Annotated in this window: 24 protein-coding genes; 8 read left to right on the forward strand and 16 right to left on the reverse strand. The window is 59.8% G+C overall.

What is annotated here, in order from left to right; genetic code table 11:
• Positions 1-19 precede the first annotated feature (19 nt).
• Genes F451_RS0116760 through F451_RS0116775 form a run of 4 tightly spaced genes read right to left on the reverse strand, consistent with a single transcriptional unit; the run spans position 20 to position 3,603 of the window.
• Entirely contained in the window at positions 20-1,414 is a 1,395-nt protein-coding gene (locus tag F451_RS0116760; protein WP_020682550.1) for a cryptochrome/photolyase family protein, read from the reverse strand.
• Entirely contained in the window at positions 1,411-2,382 is a 972-nt protein-coding gene (locus F451_RS0116765) for a YbgA family protein (RefSeq protein WP_020682551.1), read from the reverse strand. Before F451_RS0116765 ends, F451_RS0116760 begins: the two co-directional genes overlap by 4 nt.
• Positions 2,383-2,410: 28 nt before the next feature.
• Entirely contained in the window at positions 2,411-3,067 is a 657-nt protein-coding gene (locus F451_RS0116770) for a ChrR family anti-sigma-E factor (RefSeq protein WP_020682552.1), read from the reverse strand.
• The gene (locus F451_RS0116775; protein ID WP_020682553.1) at positions 3,064-3,603 is read right to left on the reverse strand and encodes a sigma-70 family RNA polymerase sigma factor; all 540 of its coding nucleotides are present in this window, start codon (positions 3,601-3,603) and stop codon (positions 3,064-3,066) included. Before F451_RS0116775 ends, F451_RS0116770 begins: the two co-directional genes overlap by 4 nt.
• Positions 3,604-3,798: 195 nt before the next feature.
• Here F451_RS0116775 and F451_RS0116780 point away from each other — a divergent pair, with 195 nt between their 5' ends.
• Genes F451_RS0116780 through F451_RS25845 form a run of 5 tightly spaced genes read left to right on the forward strand, consistent with a single transcriptional unit; the run spans position 3,799 to position 9,167 of the window.
• On the forward strand, positions 3,799-5,154 hold the full coding sequence (locus F451_RS0116780; protein WP_020682554.1) for an NAD(P)/FAD-dependent oxidoreductase: 1,356 nt from the start codon (positions 3,799-3,801) through the stop codon (positions 5,152-5,154).
• Positions 5,151-5,987, forward strand: a complete 837-nt coding sequence (locus F451_RS25835; protein WP_083928462.1) for a DUF1365 domain-containing protein — start codon at positions 5,151-5,153, stop codon at positions 5,985-5,987. The genes F451_RS0116780 and F451_RS25835 overlap by 4 nt, the downstream gene beginning before the upstream one ends.
• Positions 5,974-7,221 carry an SAM-dependent methyltransferase gene (locus tag F451_RS0116790; RefSeq protein ID WP_020682556.1) on the forward strand — a complete coding sequence of 416 codons (1,248 nt, stop codon included), beginning with the start codon at positions 5,974-5,976 and terminating at the stop codon, positions 7,219-7,221. The genes F451_RS25835 and F451_RS0116790 overlap by 14 nt, the downstream gene beginning before the upstream one ends.
• A 13-nt stretch (positions 7,222-7,234) precedes the next feature.
• Positions 7,235-8,623: an MFS transporter gene (locus tag F451_RS25840; RefSeq protein WP_020682557.1), complete on the forward strand. Its 1,389-nt coding sequence runs from the start codon at positions 7,235-7,237 to the stop codon at positions 8,621-8,623.
• Entirely contained in the window at positions 8,613-9,167 is a 555-nt protein-coding gene (locus F451_RS25845; RefSeq protein ID WP_020682558.1) for a DUF3833 domain-containing protein, read from the forward strand. Before F451_RS25840 ends, F451_RS25845 begins: the two co-directional genes overlap by 11 nt.
• Here F451_RS25845 and F451_RS0116805 read toward each other — a convergent pair.
• The 4 genes from F451_RS0116805 to F451_RS0116820 form a co-directional block, all read right to left on the reverse strand.
• The gene (locus F451_RS0116805; protein WP_020682559.1) at positions 9,130-11,016 is read right to left on the reverse strand and encodes a PTS fructose transporter subunit IIABC; all 1,887 of its coding nucleotides are present in this window, start codon (positions 11,014-11,016) and stop codon (positions 9,130-9,132) included. The two genes, F451_RS25845 and F451_RS0116805, sit on opposite strands and share 38 nt — an antisense overlap.
• 70 nt (positions 11,017-11,086) lie before the next feature.
• On the reverse strand, positions 11,087-11,515 hold the full coding sequence (locus tag F451_RS0116810; RefSeq protein ID WP_020682560.1) for a nuclear transport factor 2 family protein: 429 nt from the start codon (positions 11,513-11,515) through the stop codon (positions 11,087-11,089).
• Complete coding sequence (locus F451_RS0116815) at positions 11,512-12,279, reverse strand: SDR family NAD(P)-dependent oxidoreductase (RefSeq protein WP_020682561.1); 768 nt, start codon at positions 12,277-12,279, stop codon at positions 11,512-11,514. The genes F451_RS0116810 and F451_RS0116815 overlap by 4 nt, the downstream gene beginning before the upstream one ends.
• Positions 12,246-13,025 (reverse strand): DUF6134 family protein, encoded by a 780-nt coding sequence (locus F451_RS0116820; RefSeq protein ID WP_156826528.1) that lies wholly within the window; start codon positions 13,023-13,025, stop codon positions 12,246-12,248. Before F451_RS0116820 ends, F451_RS0116815 begins: the two co-directional genes overlap by 34 nt.
• Before the next feature lie 222 nt (positions 13,026-13,247).
• On the opposite strand from F451_RS0116820, the gene F451_RS0116825 reads away from it, so the two are divergent.
• Complete coding sequence (locus tag F451_RS0116825; RefSeq protein ID WP_020682563.1) at positions 13,248-13,841, forward strand: peptidylprolyl isomerase; 594 nt, start codon at positions 13,248-13,250, stop codon at positions 13,839-13,841.
• Positions 13,842-14,019: 178 nt separating this feature from the next.
• Positions 14,020-15,864, forward strand: a complete 1,845-nt coding sequence (locus tag F451_RS0116830) for a PHA/PHB synthase family protein (RefSeq protein WP_240476504.1) — start codon at positions 14,020-14,022, stop codon at positions 15,862-15,864.
• 98 nt (positions 15,865-15,962) lie between these two features.
• Here the strand turns inward: F451_RS0116830 and F451_RS0116835 are convergent, their stop codons facing one another.
• The 5 genes from F451_RS0116835 to F451_RS0116855 form a co-directional block, all read right to left on the reverse strand.
• Positions 15,963-16,466, reverse strand: a complete 504-nt coding sequence (locus F451_RS0116835; protein ID WP_156826529.1) for a YiiD C-terminal domain-containing protein — start codon at positions 16,464-16,466, stop codon at positions 15,963-15,965.
• A gap of 1 nt (position 16,467) precedes the next feature.
• Positions 16,468-17,028 carry a nitroreductase family protein gene (locus F451_RS0116840; RefSeq protein ID WP_020682566.1) on the reverse strand — a complete coding sequence of 187 codons (561 nt, stop codon included), beginning with the start codon at positions 17,026-17,028 and terminating at the stop codon, positions 16,468-16,470.
• Positions 17,029-17,074: 46 nt separating this feature from the next.
• Positions 17,075-17,902, reverse strand: coding sequence for an NADPH-dependent 7-cyano-7-deazaguanine reductase QueF (gene queF / locus F451_RS0116845; protein ID WP_020682567.1), 828 nt, complete (start codon positions 17,900-17,902; stop codon positions 17,075-17,077).
• On the reverse strand, positions 17,899-18,672 hold the full coding sequence (locus F451_RS0116850) for an ABC transporter permease (protein WP_020682568.1): 774 nt from the start codon (positions 18,670-18,672) through the stop codon (positions 17,899-17,901). Before F451_RS0116850 ends, queF begins: the two co-directional genes overlap by 4 nt.
• A gap of 267 nt (positions 18,673-18,939) precedes the next feature.
• The gene (locus F451_RS0116855) at positions 18,940-19,875 is read right to left on the reverse strand and encodes an ABC transporter ATP-binding protein (RefSeq protein ID WP_020682569.1); all 936 of its coding nucleotides are present in this window, start codon (positions 19,873-19,875) and stop codon (positions 18,940-18,942) included.
• Between the two features lie 251 nt (positions 19,876-20,126).
• Between F451_RS0116855 and F451_RS25850 the strand changes: the two genes are divergently transcribed.
• Positions 20,127-20,525 (forward strand): PA2817 family protein, encoded by a 399-nt coding sequence (locus tag F451_RS25850; protein WP_020682570.1) that lies wholly within the window; start codon positions 20,127-20,129, stop codon positions 20,523-20,525.
• A 113-nt stretch (positions 20,526-20,638) separates the two neighbouring features.
• Here the strand turns inward: F451_RS25850 and F451_RS0116865 are convergent, their stop codons facing one another.
• The 3 genes from F451_RS0116865 to F451_RS27830 form a co-directional block, all read right to left on the reverse strand.
• Positions 20,639-20,845, reverse strand: a complete 207-nt coding sequence (locus F451_RS0116865) for a DUF3565 domain-containing protein (RefSeq protein WP_020682571.1) — start codon at positions 20,843-20,845, stop codon at positions 20,639-20,641.
• Between the two features lie 54 nt (positions 20,846-20,899).
• Positions 20,900-22,678: an SLC13 family permease gene (locus F451_RS0116870; protein WP_020682572.1), complete on the reverse strand. Its 1,779-nt coding sequence runs from the start codon at positions 22,676-22,678 to the stop codon at positions 20,900-20,902.
• 137 nt (positions 22,679-22,815) lie between these two features.
• A complete protein-coding gene (locus tag F451_RS27830) occupies positions 22,816-22,992 on the reverse strand; it encodes a hypothetical protein (RefSeq protein ID WP_020682573.1) in 177 nt (58 codons plus the stop codon).
• Positions 22,993-23,042: the final 50 nt, after the last annotated feature.

Consider the following 23,042-nt stretch of genomic DNA (forward strand, 5'->3'; position numbering starts at 1 on the left):
TGAAGCCACTGCCGCTAATTTACCCTGCGTCCTTGTAACCTGTCAGTGCCGCTTCCCGCGCAGCGCGATAGTCAATGACCGGTTGTATTCCGCGCACCGCACTGCTGGCCTGCGGGTCCTGCCGCTGCCGCGCAGGCATCGGTGACAGTTCCGGTAGCCAGTGGCAGACAAACTCATCCTGGGGGTCGAATCGCTCGGCCTGACGCTGCGGACTGAAAATACGAAAGTACGGTGCCGCATCCGCCCCCACCGAGGCACTCCACTGCCAGCCGCCGAGATTAGAGGCGAAATCGCCATCGATCAGCTGCTGCATGAAAAACGCAGCCCCCAGACGCCAGTCCACGCCCAGCAACTTGGTCAGAAAAGATGCCACCACCATGCGCAGGCGGTTATGCATCCAGCCAGTGGCGAGTAACTGTCGCATGGCGGCATCCACAATCGGAAAACCGGTCTCGCCCCGGCACCAGGCCTCAAAATACTCGGGCCGGTCGTGCCACTGAATGCGCGCCTCGACCTCGGGCCTGAACGGCGCTTCGCGATTAAGGTCGGTAAAGGCCACCAGCAGGTGACGATAAAACTCGCGCCATATCAGTTCTGTCACCCACTGGCTTTCCAGCCAGTGCTCGCCAAGGCTGTGCCGGGCCACATTCAGACACTGGCGCACCGACACCTGGCCGGTATTCAGATAAGCCGACAGCGACGAGGTCGCCTGCAACGCCGGAAAATCCCGCCGCTCTGCGTAACGGGCCAGGTCCTTCGCAGCGAAATCATAAAGGCGCTGCGCGGCAACCTGCTCTCCCACCGGCCAGAGTTGCCGGTCATAGGGCTCGCCCAGCGGCGGTACCCGATCAGACTCCATCGGTTCCCCCGAATGATCCGCCAACGCCGCCTGACGCTCAGGAGCCGGCAGACCATCAAGACTGCGCATCAGCATTTGCCGGCGCCACACTCGGCTGAAGGGCGTAAACACGCGAAAAGGTTCGCCCTTGGCACTTTGCACAGTCCCGGGTTCAAGCAGCAGATCTGCATGACAGCCCTCACAACGCAGGCCCGCACCACGCAACACGCGCTTTACCTGAACATCGCGCCGGCGCTCATTAAGCGGATACTCGTAATTGAAATAAAGCCCCTGCGCCTTTAACGTCTGGCACAGCTCCAGCAGGGCCGCAGCACAGCCGTCATAGTCTGACGTATGCAGTACGCGCAGTGGAATATTGAGCCGGGCGAGATCGCCTTGAAGGCATTGCAGCGCATCACGCCAGAATGCGAGTTTTCGTGGTGCGTCCCCGTGCCGTTGCCATTGCAAGGGGGTCAGCACGACCACCGCAACCAGGGGCTGGCCCAGGGCCGCGGCAGCATGCAGCGCCGGGTTGTCCGTCAGGCGCAGATCATTGCGGAACCAGATCAGATTCATATGTAGTTCCGCAGACCCAGTTTGTACGGATGTGGATCCAGGTAGGACTGCTGCTTGATATAGTCTGAGCCGTGGCGCTTGAGGTAGTGGCGCAACAGCGTCAGCGGCACCACCAGATGGACCTCGCCCCGGTGGTACTCGGCCACACTGTCCAGAATTTCCTGCTTGCACTGGCTGTCGATCGCCTTTTTCAGGTAACCGAACACATGCATCAGCACATTCACGTGGCTGTTGCGTGTGGCGCAGTGACTCATGTGCTCCATGAAACCCCTGATATAGGTCTGCATCGCGACCTCAATTGGCTCACTGTGGGCTTCGGCCAGGTAACGCCCCAGTGTGCGGTAGCCTTCGTAGCTGTGCGCCATCAGCAGGTACTTGCTCTGGCTGTGGAACTGGAGCAACGCATGGTAACTCGGCTCAGCCTCCACCTGCTGTTTCCAGCGATGCAACGCAAACACCCGGGCGATGAAGTTTTCCCTGAGCACCGGGTCATTCAGGCGGCCCTCCTCCTCTACCGGCAGCAACGGATTGGCGTGCATCAGCGCATTGATGAAGAGCCCGCGCCCGGCACCGTTGGGCATGCCATTGGGGTGGTATACCTTGACCCGTTCCATGCCACAGCTGGGTGAACCCTTTATCACAATATAACCACACAAATCAGGCAGGGCAGCAGCCACGGCCCGACCCTGCGCGGCCAACGGCTCGGTAACATCAATCGACGGATCCCTGGTACCAAGCGCCCTGGGGCTTGCGGCGTCGCCCACCAGGCGAATGGGCTCGCGCGGTACACCCAGACCGACAGCAAGCTCGGGGCAAAACGGCTTGAAATTGAAGCATTCAGACAGCACGTCCAGGCAATATGACGACCGCTTGTGACCACCGTTGTAACGCACCTTTTCACCCATCAGGCAGGCGCTTATACCGACCGGAATGGGCTGAGCCGGCGTTTCCACTGCAAGTTCACTCATATATCACCCCCCTCTCCCTTCACCCATTTCAAAGGCCAATAAACGGCTGAACCAGACGACCCATCAAGCCGCTGAACCGCAGTGGCGCATCCGTCGCAATCAGGCAAATGCAATCCTCGCCACTGTCACTTATCGGCTGATGAGAAATCTGCTCATCCAGGTCCGCGACATCCCCGGCCTGAAAGCGGCCCAGCTCGTCGCTGTAAGACCCGCGCAGAATCAGCGTCATCTCGTTTCCCCGATGACCATGATGGGGAACGGACAGGCCGGGGGCTATGCGCAGCAGGCGCGTGGCTCCGGGGCCGCCGAGGCGCAGGTCAAACTGCCGCACACCCGGTACCAGCGTGCGCCAGTCCAGCTCATCGAGCGACTTTTTCAGGTAGGGGGCCAGCGGCGCCGGTATATCGGCATACTGCACGGGTGCCGGTGCGGCGGGCCTCGCTTCGGGCTTTCCTGCATCCGTATCCAGCAGCGCCAGTACCTGCTCCAGAGCCCCTGGCGCCAGCGCCACTGGCGCCAGCTCCTCAAGCAATGCACCGCCTACGGCTTCGGCCTGCTGCAACCGCGTCTGGCAGTCAGTGCAACGGTCTATATGACTGGCAACCAGCAGCGACATGCCTTCGGACAGCGAGCCCGCCGCAAACGCCAGCAGGGTTGCATCATCAAGATGGTGACGTATGTTCACGATGACTCTCCCCATAGCTGTTTAAGTTTGTCGAACCCGAGGCGCAGCCGGCTCTTGACACTGCCCAGCGGAATCCCGATCGCCTGCGCAATTTCCGAGTGACTGCGCCCCTCGTAATAGGACAGATAAAGTACCTGAGCCTGCGCCTCCGGAAGGGCCCGAATGGACTCGGCCATGCGCGTTGCAAGAATGGCCTGCTCGCCGCCATGACGCTCATCCGGATCAGGCGCGTCGTAATCGATGTCGATGTCATAGAACTGAAGTTTCTCGCGCCGCATGCGGTCGATGCACAGGTTGCGTGCCAGCCGGAAGATCCAGGTACTGGCATTGGCCTTGGCCGGATCAAACATGTGCGCCTTGCGCCACACCGAGAGCAATGCTTCCTGCGCCAGTTCATCGGCATTAGCAGGCGTCATCCCAAGGCGAACAAGGTAAGCTTTAACCCGCGGCGCGAAGTGCTCGAAGAGCCGGGCATAGTCGGCCCGATCCCGGGTCTGGCCCAGTGCAGCAAGACAGGCACTCCACTCCTCTTTCACAGGGGGGGCCTTGCGGAATAAAGGAATGACTGTTGCCACATCGCCTCCGGACAGTTTTGTTTTTTCATTACTCTGCTCTACGTAAGTGCGGCGTGGATGGATCAGTGCGAAAAAATCACTTATCAGCCGACGGACGCTGATCTGATTACAGGGCCATCTTCGTACAGGGATCTCAAAGATGCAAAGGAAGCCGCCATGAACATTCAGGCAATACGTCCGCTTAAAATTGCAGTCATCGGCTCGGGCATTTCAGGCCTGTCGAGTGCCTGGTTACTGAGCCAGCAACACCAGGTCACGCTGTTCGAAAAGGACGACCGACTCGGCGGGCACTCCAATACCGTTGATGTATGCCATGGCGCCGGCAATTTAGCCGTCGACACGGGCTTTATCGTTTACAACCCGGTTAACTACCCCAACCTGGTGAATTTTTTCGCCACGCTAGGGGTACAGAGCCGCGAAACCGACATGTCCTTCGGTGTGTCACTGGACCAGGGGCGGCTGGAATACAGCGGCACCAGCCTGCAAGGACTGCTGGCGCAAAAACGCAACCTGGCGCGGCCACGCTTCTGGTCCATGCTGCTGGACCTGTCTCGCTTTTACCGCGAAGCACCGCGCTACTGCCTGGATGCTGCCACCGCCACGCTGACACTGGGTGAATTGCTGCAGCGCGAGCGCTATGGCGATGCCTTCATACAGGATCACTTGCTGCCCATGGGCGCAGCGATCTGGTCGACGCCGGTGGACCTGATGCTGGAATACCCGGCACTGGCCTTCCTGCGGTTTTGCCAGAACCATGGCCTGGTTCAGCTGAACAACCGTCCTCAGTGGCGCACCGTCACCGGCGGCAGTCGCAGCTATGTTGAAAAAGTCGAGGCCTGCCTGCGTCAGCGCGGTGAGGTGCGGCTCAACAGCCGTATCCACCGCATTGTGCGCACTTCAGGCGGTATTGAACTTGAGTTTCTGCACGGCGGACGTGAGTCCTTTGATCATGTCGTTCTGGCCTGTCATGCCAATCAGGCACTGCAGCTGCTACAGGCCCCCAGCGTGACAGAACAAAAACTGCTCGGCGCGTTCAGCTATCAGCGCAACCGGGCCGTATTGCATTCGGATTCCAGCCTCATGCCCCGCAACAAGGCCGCATGGGCCAGCTGGAATTACCTGGCAGCACAGCGGCAAAGCGGTCAGCGGGAAGTCTCAGTCAGCTATTGGATGAACCGGCTACAGCACCTGCCCAACGCATTGCCGCTTTTCGTGACACTCAATCCACTGCGCGAGCCTGCACCTGACACCGTACATCGGAGTTTTCTGTACGACCACCCTACCTTTTCCCTGGCGGCGCTGGCAGCGCAGCATCAGCTGTGGGACCTGCAGGGCCGGCACAATACCTGGTACTGCGGTGCCTACTTTGGTTATGGCTTCCATGAAGACGGGCTGCAATCTGGCCTTGCGGTAGCGGAAGAGCTGGGCGGGTTCAAGCGCCCCTGGGCGCTGGACACGCCCAATAGCCGTATCCACGTAAGCCACAAGCACAGACTCGAGGTGCCGGCATGAACCGGTCAGCAGTCTATTTTGGGCACGTATTCCACCACCGGTTGCGTCCTCGCGTGCACCGTTTCCGCTACCGGGTTATGTCGTTACTGCTGGATTTGGATGATCTTGGCGAACTGAACCAGCGGCTGCATTTTTTCTCACACAACCGTTTTAACCTGTACGCATTCTACGAACGCGATCATGGCACCGGTGCGCCTTCGGGCCTTAAGCAGGACATACAGCGACAACTCGAGCAGCATGGCATCAACCTCGACGCAGGAAAAATACTGCTGCTGTGCTATCCACGCATACTGGGTTTCGTTTTCAACCCCCTCAGTGTCTATTACTGCTACGCCAGCGATGCAACACTCAAAGCCATTTTGTACGAGGTCAGCAACACCTTTGGCGAACGGCACAGTTACCTGTTGCCGGTGAGCAACGACACACCGATACGCCAAGCCGTCGACAAGTGTTTTTATGTGTCGCCCTTCATGCCGCAGGATTGCCGCTACCACTTCAGGATGCAGCCGCCGGAGCGGCGCATCGGCGTGCATATCGAGCAAAGTCACGCCAACGAACCCATGTTTCGTGCCAGCTTTACTGGAGTGCGCCGCCCCCTGACTGACCGCATCCTGCTACAGGCCTGCCTGCGCTATCCGCTGATGACACTGAAAGTGTTCGCAGGCATTCACTGGGAGGCGTTGCGCCTGTGGTTCAAAGGCATGCGCATTCAGCCCAAACCTGCGCCGCCCGCCCTGACAGTGACCTGCACCCCCACTCCCGATTCGACCGTAACGGACACCGACCCTACGCGCACGCATTCATACGGAGAGCATACCTATGAAACCCACTGAATATCTTCCGGCATCAGAATTGCCGGATCTGGCCGACTCCCTTCGTCGCGGCTGGTTCAACCGGTTTTGTGTGCACGCCCTGGCGCGCTGGCTTAAACGCATGGAATACGGCCACCTTGAGCTGATTCTGCCCGATGGCCAGCGCCTGCAGGCGGGCAGCGCAGAGCACTCGGACGTGCGCGCCCAGGTGCAATTGCACAGCCTGCGGCCGTTTCGTCGACTGCTTCGGTCCGGTCTGCTGGGCTGGGCTGAAGGCTACATGGCCAACGAGTGGCACAGCCCGGACATCAGCGCCCTGGTGCGCTGGGCGCTGGGTAACGAGCATGCTTTCGGACGGCTGGCCCAAGGCGGCAAGCTGAACACGACACTGCACCGGTTGTTCCACCGTTCACGCCGCAACAGCCGACGCGGCAGCCGACGCAACATTGCCTTTCACTATGACCTGGGCAACGACTTTTACCGCCACTGGCTCGACCCCAGCATGACCTATTCCAGCGCCCTGTTCGAACACCCCGGACAAAGCCTGGAACTTGCGCAGCAAGCCAAGTACCACCGTATCTGCGAACTGTTGCAGCTGAAAGCGGGTCAACAGGTACTGGAAATCGGCTGCGGCTGGGGCGGCTTCGCCGAGACCGCCGCGCAGAAGTATGGCGCCCAGGTCACTGGCATCACCCTGTCGCGGGAACAGCTGGCCTGGTCCCGGGCCCGCGCCGCCGCGCGTGGCCTCGAAGCGCAGTGTTCCTTCTCCCTGACCGACTATCGGGATCTCGATACGCCGGTCGATCGGATTGCCTCCATAGAGATGTTCGAGGCGGTGGGCGAAGAAAACTGGCCGCTCTATTTCAAGCAGCTGCGCCGCTGCCTCAAGCCCGGTGGAATCGCCGTGTTACAGGTCATCAGCATCGCCGACGAACGCTTCGAGGAATACCGCCGCAGCACTGACTTTATCCAGCGCTATATATTCCCCGGCGGCATGCTGCCAAGCCCTGGCCGGCTGACCGCCGAGATCGAGCACGCCGGTTTGCAACTGACCCACAGCGAGACGTTTGGCGCCGACTATGCCCGTACCCTGCAGCACTGGCGCCAGGCCTTCCTGGAGCATTGGCCGCAGATCGAAGCCCAGGGGTTTGACGCCCGTTTCCGCCGCCTGTGGCTCTATTACCTGGGCTACTGCGAAGGCGGCTTTCGCTACGGCGCCATCGATGTCGGGCTCTATGTTGTGCAAGCCCCCTGAGCGGATGAGCGCAATGCCCCCGGCCCCGCCACTCGATACGGGCAACCTCTGGCGCTATGCCGCCCTGGGGTTGCCCCTGGCGCTACCCACGGTTGCGGTCTACGTGCTGCTTCCAACCTGGTACTTCGAGACATTCGGGCTGCCGCTGACGCTGATCGGGGCGATACTGCTGTTAACACGGCTACTTGATGTCCTGACCGATCCACTGATCGGAATATTCATAGACCGCTTTCCCGGCATCAAACCGGCCCGCTTGATATTCGGTGCAGGCCTGATTTGCGCGCCATCGCTGCTGCTGCTGGTTAATCCCTGGCAGCAAAACGCCAGCCTCTCGCTCCTTCTGGGGCTGCTGTTTTTATACCTTGGCTGGACCCTGATCCAGATTCCCTATTTAGCCTGGCTGCCACGGCTGCATGGCGACAGCCACCAGCGCAACCGGGCCGCCAGCGCCCGCGAGACGATGACGATTGCAGGTCTGGTCATATCGGCCGCACTTCCCCTCGGGGCAACCCTGGCAGGGCTGAACCTGCAGCAAGGCCTCAACCTGCTGGTTGGCATTACGGTGCTGGCGGGGCTCGTCGCGATTCGGGCACTCTGGGGACTGCCCTATGCCGCGGCGACCGGGCAAAAGGCAACACCGTACGCCTCCAGCTGGCGCCTGTTCCAGCACAACCGACTGGCCCTGAGGCTATTGAGCGCCTGGTTCCTCAACGGCCTGGCAAATGGTTTTCCAGCGGTTCTGTTCCCGTTATTCGTGTCGGCCTGGCTGGGTGGCTCCGAACAGACGCGCGCACTCTATATTCTGCTCTACTTCGGCGCCGCAATCCTGTCGTTGCCGCTTTGGCTGTTTATGTCGCGATACATCACCAGGGCGCGTCTCTGGTGCCTGGCGATGATCGCCGCCATCAGCGCCTTTGCCCTGGCGCCGTTACTGTCGCCCGCCACGGCCCTGGGCTTTGTGCCCATCTGCCTGGTCACAGGCGCCGCACTGGGCGCCGACCTGACGCTGCCCCACGTGCTGCAAGCTGAAGTATCGGACTGGGATCGTTACCGTTTCGGGCAGGAGCGCAACGGTATTCTTTTTGCCTGCTGGAACATGGCCACAAAACTGGCGCTGGCCCTGTCTGCGGGTTTTGCCTTCGTCCTGCTCGGGGCCAGCGGCTTTGAAAGCGACAACGCCGAACCGCTTTGGCTGCTTGGACTGATCTATGCCGGGCTGCCTTGCGTATTCAAGGGCGTGGCGGTCTTGCTGCTGTGGAACTTCCCGCTGCAGTCAGGACACCACCGGGCCATTCGTCACCGCCTGGCCCGCCGCCTCAGGAGTTTACATGCCCATGAACCGGATTCTGCCGTTACTGCTGATCAGCCTTTGCCTTGCCGGATGCACCGACATGAGAATTAAGCAATTCCACGATGCGACCCCCCGACTCAAACTCGAATCCTATTTTGAGGGTCGAGTGCTGGCCTGGGGTTCGTTCGAAGACCGTTTCGGTACGGTACGCCGACAGTTCTTTGTCGAGATCGAGGGCCGCTGGGACGGAACAGAACTGGTCCTGCACGAAGATTTCAGCTACAGCGATGGTGAACAGCAGACACGTATCTGGAGCATTCGGCCGAATGGCGCCGATGGCTATATCGGCAGGGCCGACGACGTCATTGGCGTTGCCCGCGGCCAGGTTGCCGGCAATGCGCTGAACTGGCAGTACGATATGGAGCTGCCTGTTGGTGACCGACAGTGGCGTGTGCATTTCGATGACTGGATGCTGCTTCAGCCCGGTGGCGTGATGCTTAATCGTGCTCAGGTCAGCAAATGGGGCCTGCGCATCGGTGAGGTCAGGCTGTTTTTTATCAAGCCAGAGACAGCGCCTGAAGAGTTAAGCCGGCTGCGCAAGCCCAAGAACGGGGCCCTTAGCCCCCTGCCGGGCGCCGTTTCAGGCGGGGCCTGAAGAAGCGTTTTAACAGTACAACCAGGCTGGCGGTCAGTAACGCCCCGGCGGCAATCGCCAGAATGTAGCCCGGCCAGTTCCGCACCAGGGGAATCACGAAGACCCCACCGTGGGGCGCCAGCAGCTGGCACTGAAACAGCATGGACAAGCATCCAGCCAACATTGACCCCAGAATACAGGCGGGAATGACACGCAACGGATCCGCCACCGCATAGGGTATGGCCCCTTCGGTAATAAAGGAGGCGCCCATGATCAGGCAGGCGCGCCCCGACTGGCGCTCCAGTTTGGTGAATACGGCGGGAAACAACAGGGTAGCCAGCCCCAGCCCAAGCGGCGGCACCATGCCGCCGGCCATCACGGCAGCCTGGGGAAAATAGTTGCCCGCCTCGATTGCCGCGATGCCAAAGGTATAGGCGGCCTTGTTCACGGGCCCGCCCATATCGACCGCCATCAGGCCCGCCAGCAGTCCGCCAAGCACGATTCGGTTGCCGATGTTAAGGCCGTTAAGCCAATCAACCAGGTGTGCATTGAGCGTAGACATGGGCTCGACCAGCCAGAGCATAAGGCTGCCGCACAACAACAACCCGAGTACCGGGTAGATCAGAATGGTACGGATTGCATCGAGAGAATCGGGCAGCACACGGCACAGACGCTGCAACAGCAACACACCGTAACCGCCAATCAGGCCCGCCACCATACCGCCCAGGAAGCCAGCACCGGCCTGGGCAGCAATATAGCCACCCACCATCGCCGGCATCAGGCCGGGCCGGTCGGCGATGCTCCGGCCGATAAAGGCGGCAAGTACCGGCACCATGAGCCCGAAAGCGCCCATCGGCCCGCCGAGCTGAAGCAGCAATTTCGCCAACGGGTTGAAGTCGGGTGATGCGGGATCCGCAGCATCGATACCGAACAGCAGCGATAGCGTGATAAGGATGCCGCCACCCACCACGAATGGCAGCATACTCGAGACGCCCGTCATCAAATGCCGATAGAAACCCCAGTGGTCGATTTCCGATGATGTGGCAGGCCCGACGACCTCGCCTGTTCCGGGGGCGCCGAGTGCAGGCTGGCGCAGTGCCCGCAGCAACAGCCGCTTCGGATGCCGAATCGCATCGGTGACCGGAACCTGCAGCAACGGTTTGCCGGCAAAGCGCTGCAAACCGATATTGCGGTCGACTGCCAGAAGGACTGCATCGGCCCGATGTATATCGTCCACTGACAGGGCACCGCGCACACCGGCCGAACCATGGGTCTCGACGAGAAGGTCCAGATGCAGCTCCCGGGCCGCCTGTTGCAGCCGCTCGGCCGCCATATAAGTATGGGCGATACCTGCCGGGCAGGAGGTCACAGCAACCAGGTGGGCTTCCGCCTGCACCTCAAGCTGCGGCAGTTCAATCCCCTCGGCCTCGGCAAAGAGCTGCAATATTTCCGTCTCGGATTTGGCCAGCATCAGCCGCTCGCGAAAAGCCGGATCAATCAGGTGGCAGGAGGCGGCCGCCAGCACATCAAGGTGCTGACTGTCGGCGTCGGCGGGCTCGGCGATCATCAGGAATAGCTGCGACGGCTTGCCATCGAGGGCACCGAACTCGATACCCTCTCTGGCAATGGCAAAGGCCAGTGCCGGCTCGCGTACACTTTGGGAACGGGCATGGGGCATCGCTATGCCCTGCTCCAAACCCGTACTGCCCGTGGCCTCGCGCGCCAGCACGGCGTCAAGAAAGGCCTCGGGATCCTCCAGTTTGCCAGCATCGTCGAGCATCGCCACCATCTCAGCCAGCACATCCTCCTTGCTGCGCCCTTTAAGATCGAGCGCGATGCGATCGGTGGACAGAAGTTGCGTTAACGCCATGGCAGGACTCCGCCTACTAAGGGTATATCTACACCATAGTCCGCTTTGCCGAAGGCGGCCCGCCAGGCTTTCAGACTTTACAGGCCAGGCGCCGCCGTACCCCCCGCACCAGAGCCCCGAGCAGCGGAATCCGCGCGTAGACACAACTGGCATCCCAGTGATCGAGGTGCTCGGCAATACGTCCACCCTCGGCGAATGCAAGCGTCGAGACTCCCTCGACGTGCCACTGGCCGAGCAGCGGTACACGGGCACTGAACAGCCAACGGATATAGCCGTCGTGCCCGTCGACCGTCCAGTGCAGCACCTTGAAACGGGGCGAATCGGTGCGCTCAAACATGTCCTCCAGCACCCGCTGTAGCGCCGTCACACCCCGCACATCGTTAAAGGGGTCGCGAAAATGCACATTGTCCGTCACTAGCGGCAGCAGCTCACCGAGCCGTTCCGGTGTCAGGTTTTCAAATAACTCAACGTAACGGGCACAGCTTTGGCGGGGCGTCATGCGCGTGTAATCCTTCGAACAAGCGGAAAATAAAGCCAGTATGGCAGTAGACGAAACAGCTTGAGCCCCAGCACGAAGCGCCATGGAAAGGCAATTTCAAACCGGTGCCGCTGCAGGCCGCGAATGATGCGCGCAGCAGCATCTTCGGGCTCAAGCAGGAAGGGCATTGAAAAGCGATTGCGATCGGTCAGCGGCGTGCGCACGAAACCCGGATTGATCAGGCTGACAACGATGCCGGTATCGGCGAGATCCAGCTTCAGTGCCTCGGCAAAATTGATCAACGCCGCCTTGCTGGCGCCATAGCCACTGGCCGTTGGCAGGCCCCGGTACCCCGCCACCGAGGCCGTAATCGCCAGCTGACCGCCGCCCACAGAGCGCATACGCGCGAGTAACGGTACGGCGGCATTCACCACCCCCATATAATTGAGCTGCATGAGGGCTTCAAACGCCGCAACCTCGAAGGTCTCTGGCGTCAGTGCCCGGTGAGTGCCGGCATTGAGGATGGCAAGCTCGACAGCACCGTGCTCAGCCTCGATCCTGTCCAGCGTTGCAGAGCAGGCCGCGGCATCGGTCACATCCAGTGGATAGGGCCAAAGCTCGCCGCGCAAGCCCTGGGCCTGGCATGCCAGATCACCGAGATCGGGGGCACTGCGGGCGCTGATCGCGACACCGCATCCCCTGCGAGCCAGCGCGAGCGCGAGCGCAGCACCAATGCCCGTAGAGGCTCCCGTTATCCAGACAACGCGCCACTGAGGCTTTTGCATACGGAGTTCCTGTTCCAGGGAGAATCGGTGGAGGGCTCGGTCAATACATTGGCAATGTCTCGCGGGTGCAGCCGTACCACTGACCCGTCCCGAGCCGAAAATTCCAGCCCGCGCCAGCGCCCCTGGCGATCATACCAAACCCTTGTGTCGGACAGATCACCGCCGAGGCGGAAACGGTCTGCATCAATTTCGGTACCTGCGACCACAAGGCTATCACTGCCCTCGCGGCTGATTTCCAGCTCACTGGTTGTGCCTGTCAGCGTGTTCAGTACTGCTGACTCCTGCAGGATCGCTACATTCCAGTGGTTACTGGGCAACAGATCGCGAGTCAAACGCAGCAACCCGCGTGGCCCGTCAACCTCGAGCCGGCCGTCGCGGGTCTGACCATGAATACGCACCGGATTCCCACCATCCTGAATCTGTACCCGCAGCGCATCGAGCCTGCCGGACTGCCACCACTCCGTCGCCTTGTAGCGATAGTGGTAGTCAAACCAGAGCGCAACAGGTACCTGCAGCTCCATCATGACATCCACCCGTAACCGGCTGTTTTCTCGTGTAAAGGCCACGCAGTGGGTTCCCACCGGCACACCGTTGCGCTGTACCTCGAACGCCAGCGGATTCTGTGCACCCGCGGGTACCTGCAATGTCTCAGCCGTCTGCGCCTGGACGCTCCCCCAAAACAATGCCGCTGCAGCTGCCAGCCCCCGCCCTGCGAGGCGTATCCAATGCACTGCAAAACCTGCCATAACACTCTCCACTCAGGGATCCGTGGTTAGGCATACGCAAAACAGCCGCAGACGGATTCATGCCAGCACGACTTCGTACGCCAAAGGTACGCTTGACGTTGCACTGCAGCACAGGCTTCAATACTGATGTTTCTAATGCCGCGTGTTAAACGCTGAGCATGCAACCCATAACCGGACAGCAGCCACGCCGCTGCAATCCCGGGCAACGGACATACAACGACCATGACACAGATACTGCGCCGTGCAGCCTTGAGCTGCAGCCTGATTTTCGGCCTCAGTGCCTTGCCTCTGCAAGCCGGGCCGCTGGTACAGATGCAAACCAGTGCCGGCAACCTGGAGATCGAACTTTTTGACGAACAGGCGCCCAAGACCGTGGCCAACTTCCTGCACTATGCGCAACAGGGTTACTACGAGGGCACCATCTTTCACCGCGTGATTCCCGGCTTCATGATTCAGGGCGGCGGTTTCACCCAGGCCATGCAGAAAAAGCCAACCGACGCCCCGATCGAAAACGAATCAGGCAATGGCCTGAGCAACCGCGCCGGCACACTGTCCATGGCCCGCACCAATGATCCAAACAGCGCCACCACGCAGTTTTTTATCAACAGCGTCGACAACCCCAGGCTTGATGCAAGGGGCAATCAGCCGGGTTACGCTGTGTTTGGCCGCGTCATCAAGGGCATGGATGTGGTAAACGAGATCAGCAACACCCCCACCACTGTGCGCCCGCCACACCGCGATGTGCCCCAGACACCGATTGTTATCCTGGCGGTAAAACCCATCGAGGCCGCAGCGCCAGACGTGCCCCCGCAGTAAGATGGCTATTGGTCTGTCAGATTAAAAGTAACAACCTCTACGCCTGGATGTTGACGCCCGTCAGTATTGCGTTGCGATGAAAGTGGCTAGACTCTAGGCCCTGTTGACGTTTTACAGAAAAAACAGGACATATCCTGCCGGAACCAATGACACCCAAAAGCCAGGCTGAGGAGGCATCATGTTGGAGGAGATGAAGGACAGGAGAGTGTTGCCGCTGACACCTGATCGCGGGGTTTCCCGACGCTCGGCAACATTGCCGAGCCCCTTCAGCCCGCTGGATGACGAGAGCCCCCTGTCTTACCGTTCTTTCGGCACCCGGGCGCTGGACCATGCCTTTCGCGCCAATCTGGCACGCTTCAGTCTGGGCCTGAGTCCCGCCGGCCTGACGGCGTTGTACGTCGACTGGCTTGCACACCTGGCAACTTCACCCGGCAAACAACTGGCATTGATCGAGAAAGCCGGACGCAAGTCGACGCGACTGCTGAATTATATGGTGCAGCAAACCGCCAACCCACAAAGCGACTGCTGTATCCAGCCCCTGCCCCAGGACAAGCGTTTCTCAGGCGACGCCTGGCAACAGTGGCCCTACAACCTGATACACCAGGCCTTTCTGCTGCATCAGCAATGGTGGCATAACGCCACCACCGAGATCGACGGCCTGTCGCCCCAGCGCCAGCAGGTACTGTCTTTCGTCGTTCGCCAGTTGCTGGACCACTATGCACCGTCGAACTTTCCCTGGAGCAACCCCGAGATCCTCAAGGCGACGCTGGCCGAAGGCGGCATGAACCTGGTGCGAGGCGTGCAGAACTTCAGCGAGGACATGCAGCGCCTCGCCTCGGGACACAAACCGGTCGGTGCCGAAAACTTTGTAGTCGGCGAAAACCTCGCAGTAACCCCGGGTCAGGTGGTGTTTCGCAACCACCTGTTCGAGCTGATCCAGTACAGTCCCAGCACCGAAAAGGTACATCCGCAACCGATCCTGATCGTACCCGCCTGGATCATGAAGTATTACATTCTCGACCTCTCGCCTCGTAACTCACTGGTCAAGTACCTCGTCGACAAGGGACACACGGTGTTCATGATATCCTGGCGCAATCCGACCTCGGACGATCGCGATCTTGGCATGGATGAATACCGCCGGCTCGGGGTGATGGCAGCCATTGATGCCGTCTCGGCGATCGTACCGGACCAGGCCATTCACGGGATGGGCTACTGCCTGGGAGGCACCCTGCTGTCGATCGCCGCCACCACCATGGCTCGCGATGGCGACAACCGGCTGGCGACACTGAGCACCCTGGCCACCCAGCTCGACTTCACCGAAGCCGGCGAGCTGAGTCTGTTTATCGGCGAGAGCGAGGTGGCTTTTCTTGAGAGCATGATGTGGGACCAGGGCTACCTCGACGGCTACCAGATGGCCGGCGCCTTTCAGCTGCTGCGCTCCAACGACCTGATATGGTCACGCATGGTGCGCGACTACTTCCTCGGCGAACGCCAGCCACTGAACGACCTGATGGCCTGGAACGCCGACCTGACCCGAATGCCCTATCGAATGCATTCCGAGTACCTGCGCGGACTCTTCCTCAACAACGACCTGGCCAGCGGGCGTTATATCGTCGAGGGTCGTCCGATCAACCTGGCCGACCTGCGCACGCCGATTTTTGCCGTCGGCACCATCAGCGATCATGTTGCGCCCTGGCAGTCGGTCTACAAGATCACCACACATCCCGCGATCGACGTCACCTTTCTGCTGACCAACGGCGGCCACAATGCCGGCATTGTCAGTCCGCCCGAGCGTGATCATCGCCGCTACCAGATCTCGACAAAAAAAGCCGGCGAACGCTACATCGACCCGCAAACCTGGCGCACGATCACCGAGCTGCACGAAGGCTCCTGGTGGCCTCAATGGCAACACTGGCTTAAGGGCAAATCCGGCGAGCCACAAAACCCGCCGCCGATGGGAGCGCCGCAGCAGGGCTATCCCCCACTGATGAATGCACCTGGCCTCTATGTAATGCAGCCCTGAGCACCTGAGCGTTAACCGGCTTTAACCGTCAGCCGGTTAGCGCTGCTCACTGACAAGGCAGGCAACAACACGGGAAAGAATGCAGCGCGAAGACGCCTTCAGCTGTGGCGTGAAGCGCCAGGTTCAGACGGGGTCGTATCAGCGACATCACGCAGCAGGGCAACATAGCGGCCACGCATGCGCATCGCCACGCGCTCGCCCTGACGCAGCTCAACGTTCAACTCCAGCCGCGACTTGCGCCTGGTTCGCAGCCGCTCGAGAAATGAATCGACCCTCGGCTGATCCGGTAATCGGCAGCGGGCGACAAAATCCGCATCGACCGGCGACAGGTACTCCAGATGACTGTCCGCAATGACCAGATCGCAGTCCAGCCCCTGCTTGCGCAGCAGTAGAGTGACAAGAGACCAGCCGCAAATCGTGGCCAGCGTGGCCTGGGAGCCGCCAAAGCCTGTGCCCTTGTCATTCACATTGGGTCCCAGCGCCGCGGGAATCGCAAGGCACTGCCCATCATAGTCAAAGGGGCCCAGGCCCATGTGGTTCAGCAGCGGTATCTGGCCCAGCAGCCAGCGCTGAAAATCAGCAATGTCTGCCGTGCCAGCCATCTCAGGCGCCATCCCAGCGGCTGACGAAGTCGCTTGGTTCCAGCGCAGGCGACGTGCGCTGGCGGCCTGGCGTGCCCAGATAGATGAAGCCTACCAGCGATTCGTGATCCCCCAGCCCCAATCCCTTCAGTACCTGTGGATCATAGGCCGGATCACCGGTGCGCCACATGGCACCGACACCCATAGCGTGGGCTGCGATGACGATGTTATTGGCAGCGCAGCCAGCGGATATCTGCTGCTCAATCTTCGGCACCTTCGGGTGCTCACGCGTTGAGGCGATCACCACCAACACCAGGGGGGCGCGGCGCGGGGCTTTGAGCAGTTTTTCGCAACGCTCCGGTGCAAGGTCCGGATCCTTTGCCTTGGCAGACGCCAGGAACAGCTCTCCCAGGCGGTCCAGACCTTCGCCCTCAATCACCAGGAAGCGCCAGGGGTGTATCCCCCCATGATCGGGAGCCCGCAGGGCCGCGCGAAACATCTGCTCCAGCTGATCGCGACTCGGGCCCGGCGCCTCCAGCAGCGGAATTGATACGCGGTTGGTCAAGGCATCCAGTGCATCCATGGAATAGGGTCTCCTGTCAGGGGCAATAAAAGTGAGCGGCAGATTATTACTGCCGTCCCAGTCTCAGATTGGGCGCAGGCTCCGCCCGGCTGCTGCGATAGGGGTTGATGTCCAGCCCGCCGCGGCGTACATAGCGGGCATAGACACTCAGCGACGCGGGACGGCACTGCTGCCAGATATCCATAAAGATATTTTCGACACACTGTTCATGGAAGTCGCCATGTTCGCGGTACGAAATCAGGTAGCGCAGCAATCCTTCGCGTTCGATACGCGGCCCCGTGTAACGAATCTGGATACTGGCCCAGTCCGGCTGGCCCGTCACCGGGCAATTGGACTTGAGCAAATGACTGTAAAGGCTTTCCTCGACGACATCACCCTCTGCGCCGAGCAGCTCGGGCGCAGGCTGATAGTGCTCGATGTCCACATCCAGTTCATCAAGGCAGCTACCCTCAAAGGCGCCAATCGGGGCACTGGCATCGGGGGCGATGAGCTGTACCGCAACCTTGGCGCCGGCAGCGGCAGACAGATCCCGCACCATCAGTGCCACAACCTCGGCTTCAGTGTCGAACCGGCTCAGGTTGAAGGAGTTGAGGTACAGCTTGAACGACTTGGACTCAATGATATGGCTGGAACTGGCCGGTATGCGGAACTCCGCCAGGCGCACCACGGGCTTGCCGCGGCTGTTGAGCCAGGACACCTCGTAGGCATTCCAGATATCTTCGCCAGCGAATGGCAGGCTGCTGCGCTCAATACCGCGCTTCTCCCAGTTGAGATCGCGCGCAATCGGGTAAAGCTGACTGGCATCGTAGGTATTGACGTATGCGGTGCCCTGCCCCAGTGGCGACTGGTGCAACACCTGATCTTCATGACTCAAGAACGGATCCCCTTGCCTTTTTGCAACAGGTACAAAGAATAACTGAACAGCACGGCGATCACCGCCAGCAGCATGCTGAAGGCAAACACAATGTTGATGTCACTGACACCCAGAATACCGTAACGGAAGGTGTTCACCATATACAGAATGGGATTCAGCATCGACACCCCCTGCCAGAACTCCGGTAGCAGCTGGATTGAATAAAACACGCCACCCAGGTAGGTCAACGGCGTCAGCACGAAGGTCGGCACGATGGAAATATCATCAAAGGAGTTGGCATAAATCGCATTGATGAAGCCCCCGAGTGAAAACAGTATCGATGTCATCAGCACAATACTGATGGTCACGAAAAGATGATGCACCTGCAGATCGGTAAAGAACAACGACAGCAGTGTGACGATCAGCCCCACACCAACGCCCCGGGCCACGCCGCCGACCACATAGCCACTCAGAATGACCCAGTTGGGAATGGGCGAAACCAGCAGTTCCTCGACATGGCGCTGAAACTTGGTGCCATAAAATGACGACACCACATTGCCATAGGAGTTCGTGATGACTGACATCATGATCAGGCCGGGAACGATATATTCCATGTAATCGAAGCCGCCCATCTCACCAATGCGACTGCCAATCAGATTGCCGAATATGATGAAATACAGCGTCATGGTAATAGCCGGTGGCAGCAATGTCTGCGGCCAGATACGCATGAATCGGCGTATTTCCTTGACGACTATCGTCCAGAAAGCAATAAATAGCTCCCGCGGTTTCATGCACTCTCCTGTTTTAAGGTAATCAGTTTGCTCGCCATCGGCGGGCGTTGCCTGGCGCATATTGTGCCTGAGCTGTCAGGACTCAGGGCACTATTATCCTGACAGACAAATAGGTTCCATGCCTCTTTGTCTGTCACCCCACAAAACCAGGCCAAGCGTGTGAACGTGCCGGTTTTTGTGGGGTTCGCGTTGCCCTGCGGGCAAGGATGAGGCATCCCTGCTTCAAGTATTAACCCGCCGGATTAATAGCAGGCGCTTGAATATCACTCAGGCGTTCTTCTCATCCGTGAGGTTCTTGTCCACCAGGCTGACAAAAAGCTCTTCGAGCCGGTTCGCCTTGTTTCGCATGCTTTGCACTTCAATGCGCTGTGAAGACAGCTCGGAAAAGAGCCTGCTCAGGCCCTGCGTTTTTTCCACGTCCACCACCAGCGTATGGTCATCTTCCAGCCGCGCCTGGTAACCGTTGAGCGCAGGCAGTGCCGCCTGGGGAGGGTTAATGTCCAGGATAAAGGTCTCGGTATTCAGCTGTTGCAACAATGCCTTGACGCTGGTGTCCTTGACGATGCGGCCATGGTCGATGATCGCAATGTTGCGGCACAGGCTCTCCGCCTCTTCCAGATAGTGCGTGGTCAGGATGATGGTGGTGCCGGCGCGGTTAATCTCCTGCAGGAAAGCCCACATGGAGCGGCGCAACTCGATATCCACCCCTGCAGTGGGCTCATCGAGAATAAGCACCCTGGGCTCATGCACCAGCGCCCTGGCAATCATCAAACGCCGCTTCATGCCACCGGACAGCATGCGGGATACCTGGTTGCGCTTGTCCCAGAGACCCAGCTTCTTCAAATAGTACTCAGCCCGCTCCCGCGCCAGGCGCGGTGGTATGCCGTAATAGCCGGCCTGGGTGGTGACGATATCCATCACCTTCTCGAACTGATTGAAGTTGAATTCCTGTGGCACCACCCCCAGACACATCTTCGCCTGCGCATGGGCGGTATCCAGGCTGTGACCAAAGACCTCCACATCGCCCGAGCTCTTGTTGACCAGGGACGATACGATCCCCAGGGTGGTGGACTTGCCGGCACCGTTGGGCCCAAGCAGTGCAAAAAAGTCCCCCTGTTGCACTTCCAGCGAGATGCCCTTGAGGGCTTCAAAGCCATTGCCGTAAGTTTTACGAAGATTGCGTATCGATAGCGCAGCGGTCATGTATTCATCCTGTCTGTTCGGCCCGCAGGAGCCACTGAATAGGTATTGCAGGCCCGCAGGAATGTATCCCCGGGGGATTGGCAGCTGCAAAGGCGACGGCGTCAGAGTCTGCCATATATGCGGCCAGAGGCATTCGATTTCAACCTAGGGGCACCAAGGCCCAAGCCTATCTACAAAATGGCGTCCTGCAACACTCGCTCCAGTGCCATCCTTTGCTAGAATAACGCCCCTTCCACCGAGGGTAGCCACCGATGATTGCAGACTATTACCAGTTTCATCTTAATTTACTCAAAGTTGCCAGCAACAACCTGCTGCGTCATGCCCCCTTCAACCAGGACGAACTACCTGAAAACGAGGCGGAATTTCAGCAACAGCTGATTCAGCTGGTCGCGGACATGGAGCACCAGCGCGGGGATTATATCGAATCCGGCCAGCAAATTCTGGCCCGACTGGTACGACATTACCCCGACCTGGTTCCGCTGGTACCCAGAGATCTGTTCTGGCTGTTCGGTGGCGAGCTGCTGCATTTCATGCCAGACGACGAAATTGACATCTTCCAGCGGCTGGACGAGATGCGCCATGAAGCCCAGGCGGCAGGTGAAAGCTTCAATTACGAGGAAGCTCGCGCACGACTGCTCGATCTGCATTAGAGGCTAATGAAGCCGACCGTCCCATGCCATCGCCGCCCCTGAGCATCAGCCGCAGTGTTGTGGCATCGCCAAATGCTTGGCTGCCCGTTGAAAAGCGGTAGCGGTGCGGTTCTCTACCTGCAGTCGGGCGGCGCGCCCTCATCGCACTTTCTGCACTCCAGCGCAGAGCCCAGCATGGCGGCCCGCCCCGTTGCGGTAACCACCCAGGGCCGGTTGACCCAGGGTGGCGTGTGGCGCACATGCTGAAAATGCCCACACGCCAGCTGCGCGACCCAGTCACCCGCCTCATCGCGGTGGTAGCCGGTAATGACCTGCCTCATGCTGACACCCATTCACATCACATAAAATGACCACGGCGGCGCACAGTCACATGGCTAGAGCGGCCAGACCCGCAGAATCAGCGGTACAGCCAGCAGTACAATCAATATTTCCAGTGGTAGCCCCATGCGCCAGTAATCCCCAAAGGCATACCCGCCGGGGCCCAGCACCAGCGTGTTGGACTGATGCCCGATAGGGGTCAGAAAGGCGCAGGATGCACCCACAGCCACTGCCATGAAGAACGGATCGGGACTGACCCCCAGTCCCATGGCAATGCCGTACGCCAGTGGCGCCATGATGACCGCCGTGGCGGCATTATTGATAATGTCCGACAGGAACATGGTCACCACCAGCACCAGGCCGACAATCAGATACACCGGAATGCCGTCGGTCAATGCCAGTACTTCGCCAGCCAGCAACTGCGTAAGACCCGTGCTCTGCAGCGCATTACCCACCGGTATCATGGCCGCGAGCAGGATAATCACGGGCCAGTCGATGGCATCGTAAAGATTACGCACCGGCAGAATGTCGAGCAGCAGGTAGACGATGACGGCCAGCGAAAACACGATGGCCAGCGGCAGCACCTTGGCGACTCCCAGCGCAATGGCCACGGCGAAGATGGTCAGTGCCACGGCCACTTTCTTAGGCTGCCCCAGGCTGAGATTGCGCTCGGCCAGCGGAATCATGCCCAGTTCGTTGAGCTGCTCATCGACATCATCGGCAGCGCCCTGCAGCAGCAGAATATCGCCGGCCTGAAACCGGGTACGCCGCAGACGGCGGCGCACCTGCTGCCCTTCTCGCGCCAGACCGACCAATGCCAGGGAACTGCGGCTGCGTCGGCGCAGAAACGGCACATCGCGTCCCTCGAGCACAGAGCCCTTTTTGATAACGCCTTCCACAAGCGCGAGGTCGCCATGGGTCAGTTCGGCGAATTTCTTGTCCGCACTGGTAATCAGTTCCAGATCATTCTTGTCCAGCAACGGCTGAATTTCCGACGGGTCGGCCTGCAGAATCAGGATATCGCCGGTCTCGAGTACCTGACCGGGCTTGAGTGACAACGTCCTGCCAAACCGGTGCGCCACACCGACAACCTCGATACTGCTGTCATCCAGACCCTCGATCTCAGCCACCGGCCTGCCGACCAGGGCCGAGTCGGCGGTTACGATGACCTCGGTGAGGTAGTCATCAATGGCGAACAGTTGCTCCGGCGAGCTGTGCTTCAGACGCGCCGCGGGAATCAGGCGCCAACCCAGCAGCGTAATAAAGAGCACGCCCACCACGGCGATGGCGACGCCAACGGGCGAAAAATCAAACATGCTGAAGGCCTCACCACTCACCTGCGCCCGCATCATGGTGATAATGATATTGGGCGGCGTACCGATGGCCGTAGTCATGCCCCCCAAAATACTGCCAAAGGCCAGTGGCATGAGGATCAGCGCCGGTGAGCGCTGATGCTTGCTGCAGGTTGCCAATGCTACGGGCAACATCAACGCCAGGGCGCCAACGTTGTTCATGAATGCCGACGCCAGGGTCACCACCGTCGTCAGAATCAGGATATGACTCAGCGGGTGCTCGGTATAAGGCAGGATTTTTTGTACGATCATGTCCACGACGCCGGAGCGGCGCAATGCATCGGAGATGACCAGTACCGCCGCGACGGTGACCACCGCAGGATGACCTAAGCCGGCAAACGCATCCTCAGATGCAACCAGGCCGCTGAGTACACAGAGACCCAGGGCAATCGCCGCCACCACATCATGGCGATACTTTCCCCAGACAAAGAGCGCCAGGGTCAGCAGCAGTACGCCAGTAATCAGCCATTGATCCGGATTCAACTACAGGCTCCCTGTATCCGTTGCACGGTCGCTAGAACCGGTTTACCCGTCAGGTTAACAATAGTAGAAAGCACTGGAAAGACGTTGAGGCCCGCCGCTCATGCGGGCTCATCGCCAGCCTTGTTTGGCGCAGAGTATCAGGAGGCGAGTTCGCGCCAGAGGCGCTCGTTTCTGAGGTGTTCCGCCGCCATCCGATCGACACCGATATCCTTCAGCGTACGTGGATCAGGTTGTTTGGGCATGCTGTCGCCGATCATGGTCTGGACATTACAAAGCACTAGTAACTGGCTGAATACACGTTTGAAAATACCCATTGCTCGATTCTCCACTCATTTGCCAGACGGGGCGCCAACACAGGCCCCGC

This window comes from Marinobacterium rhizophilum DSM 18822, from assembly GCF_000378045.1.
In the GTDB taxonomy this organism is placed as follows: domain Bacteria; phylum Pseudomonadota; class Gammaproteobacteria; order Pseudomonadales; family Balneatricaceae; genus Marinobacterium_A; species Marinobacterium_A rhizophilum.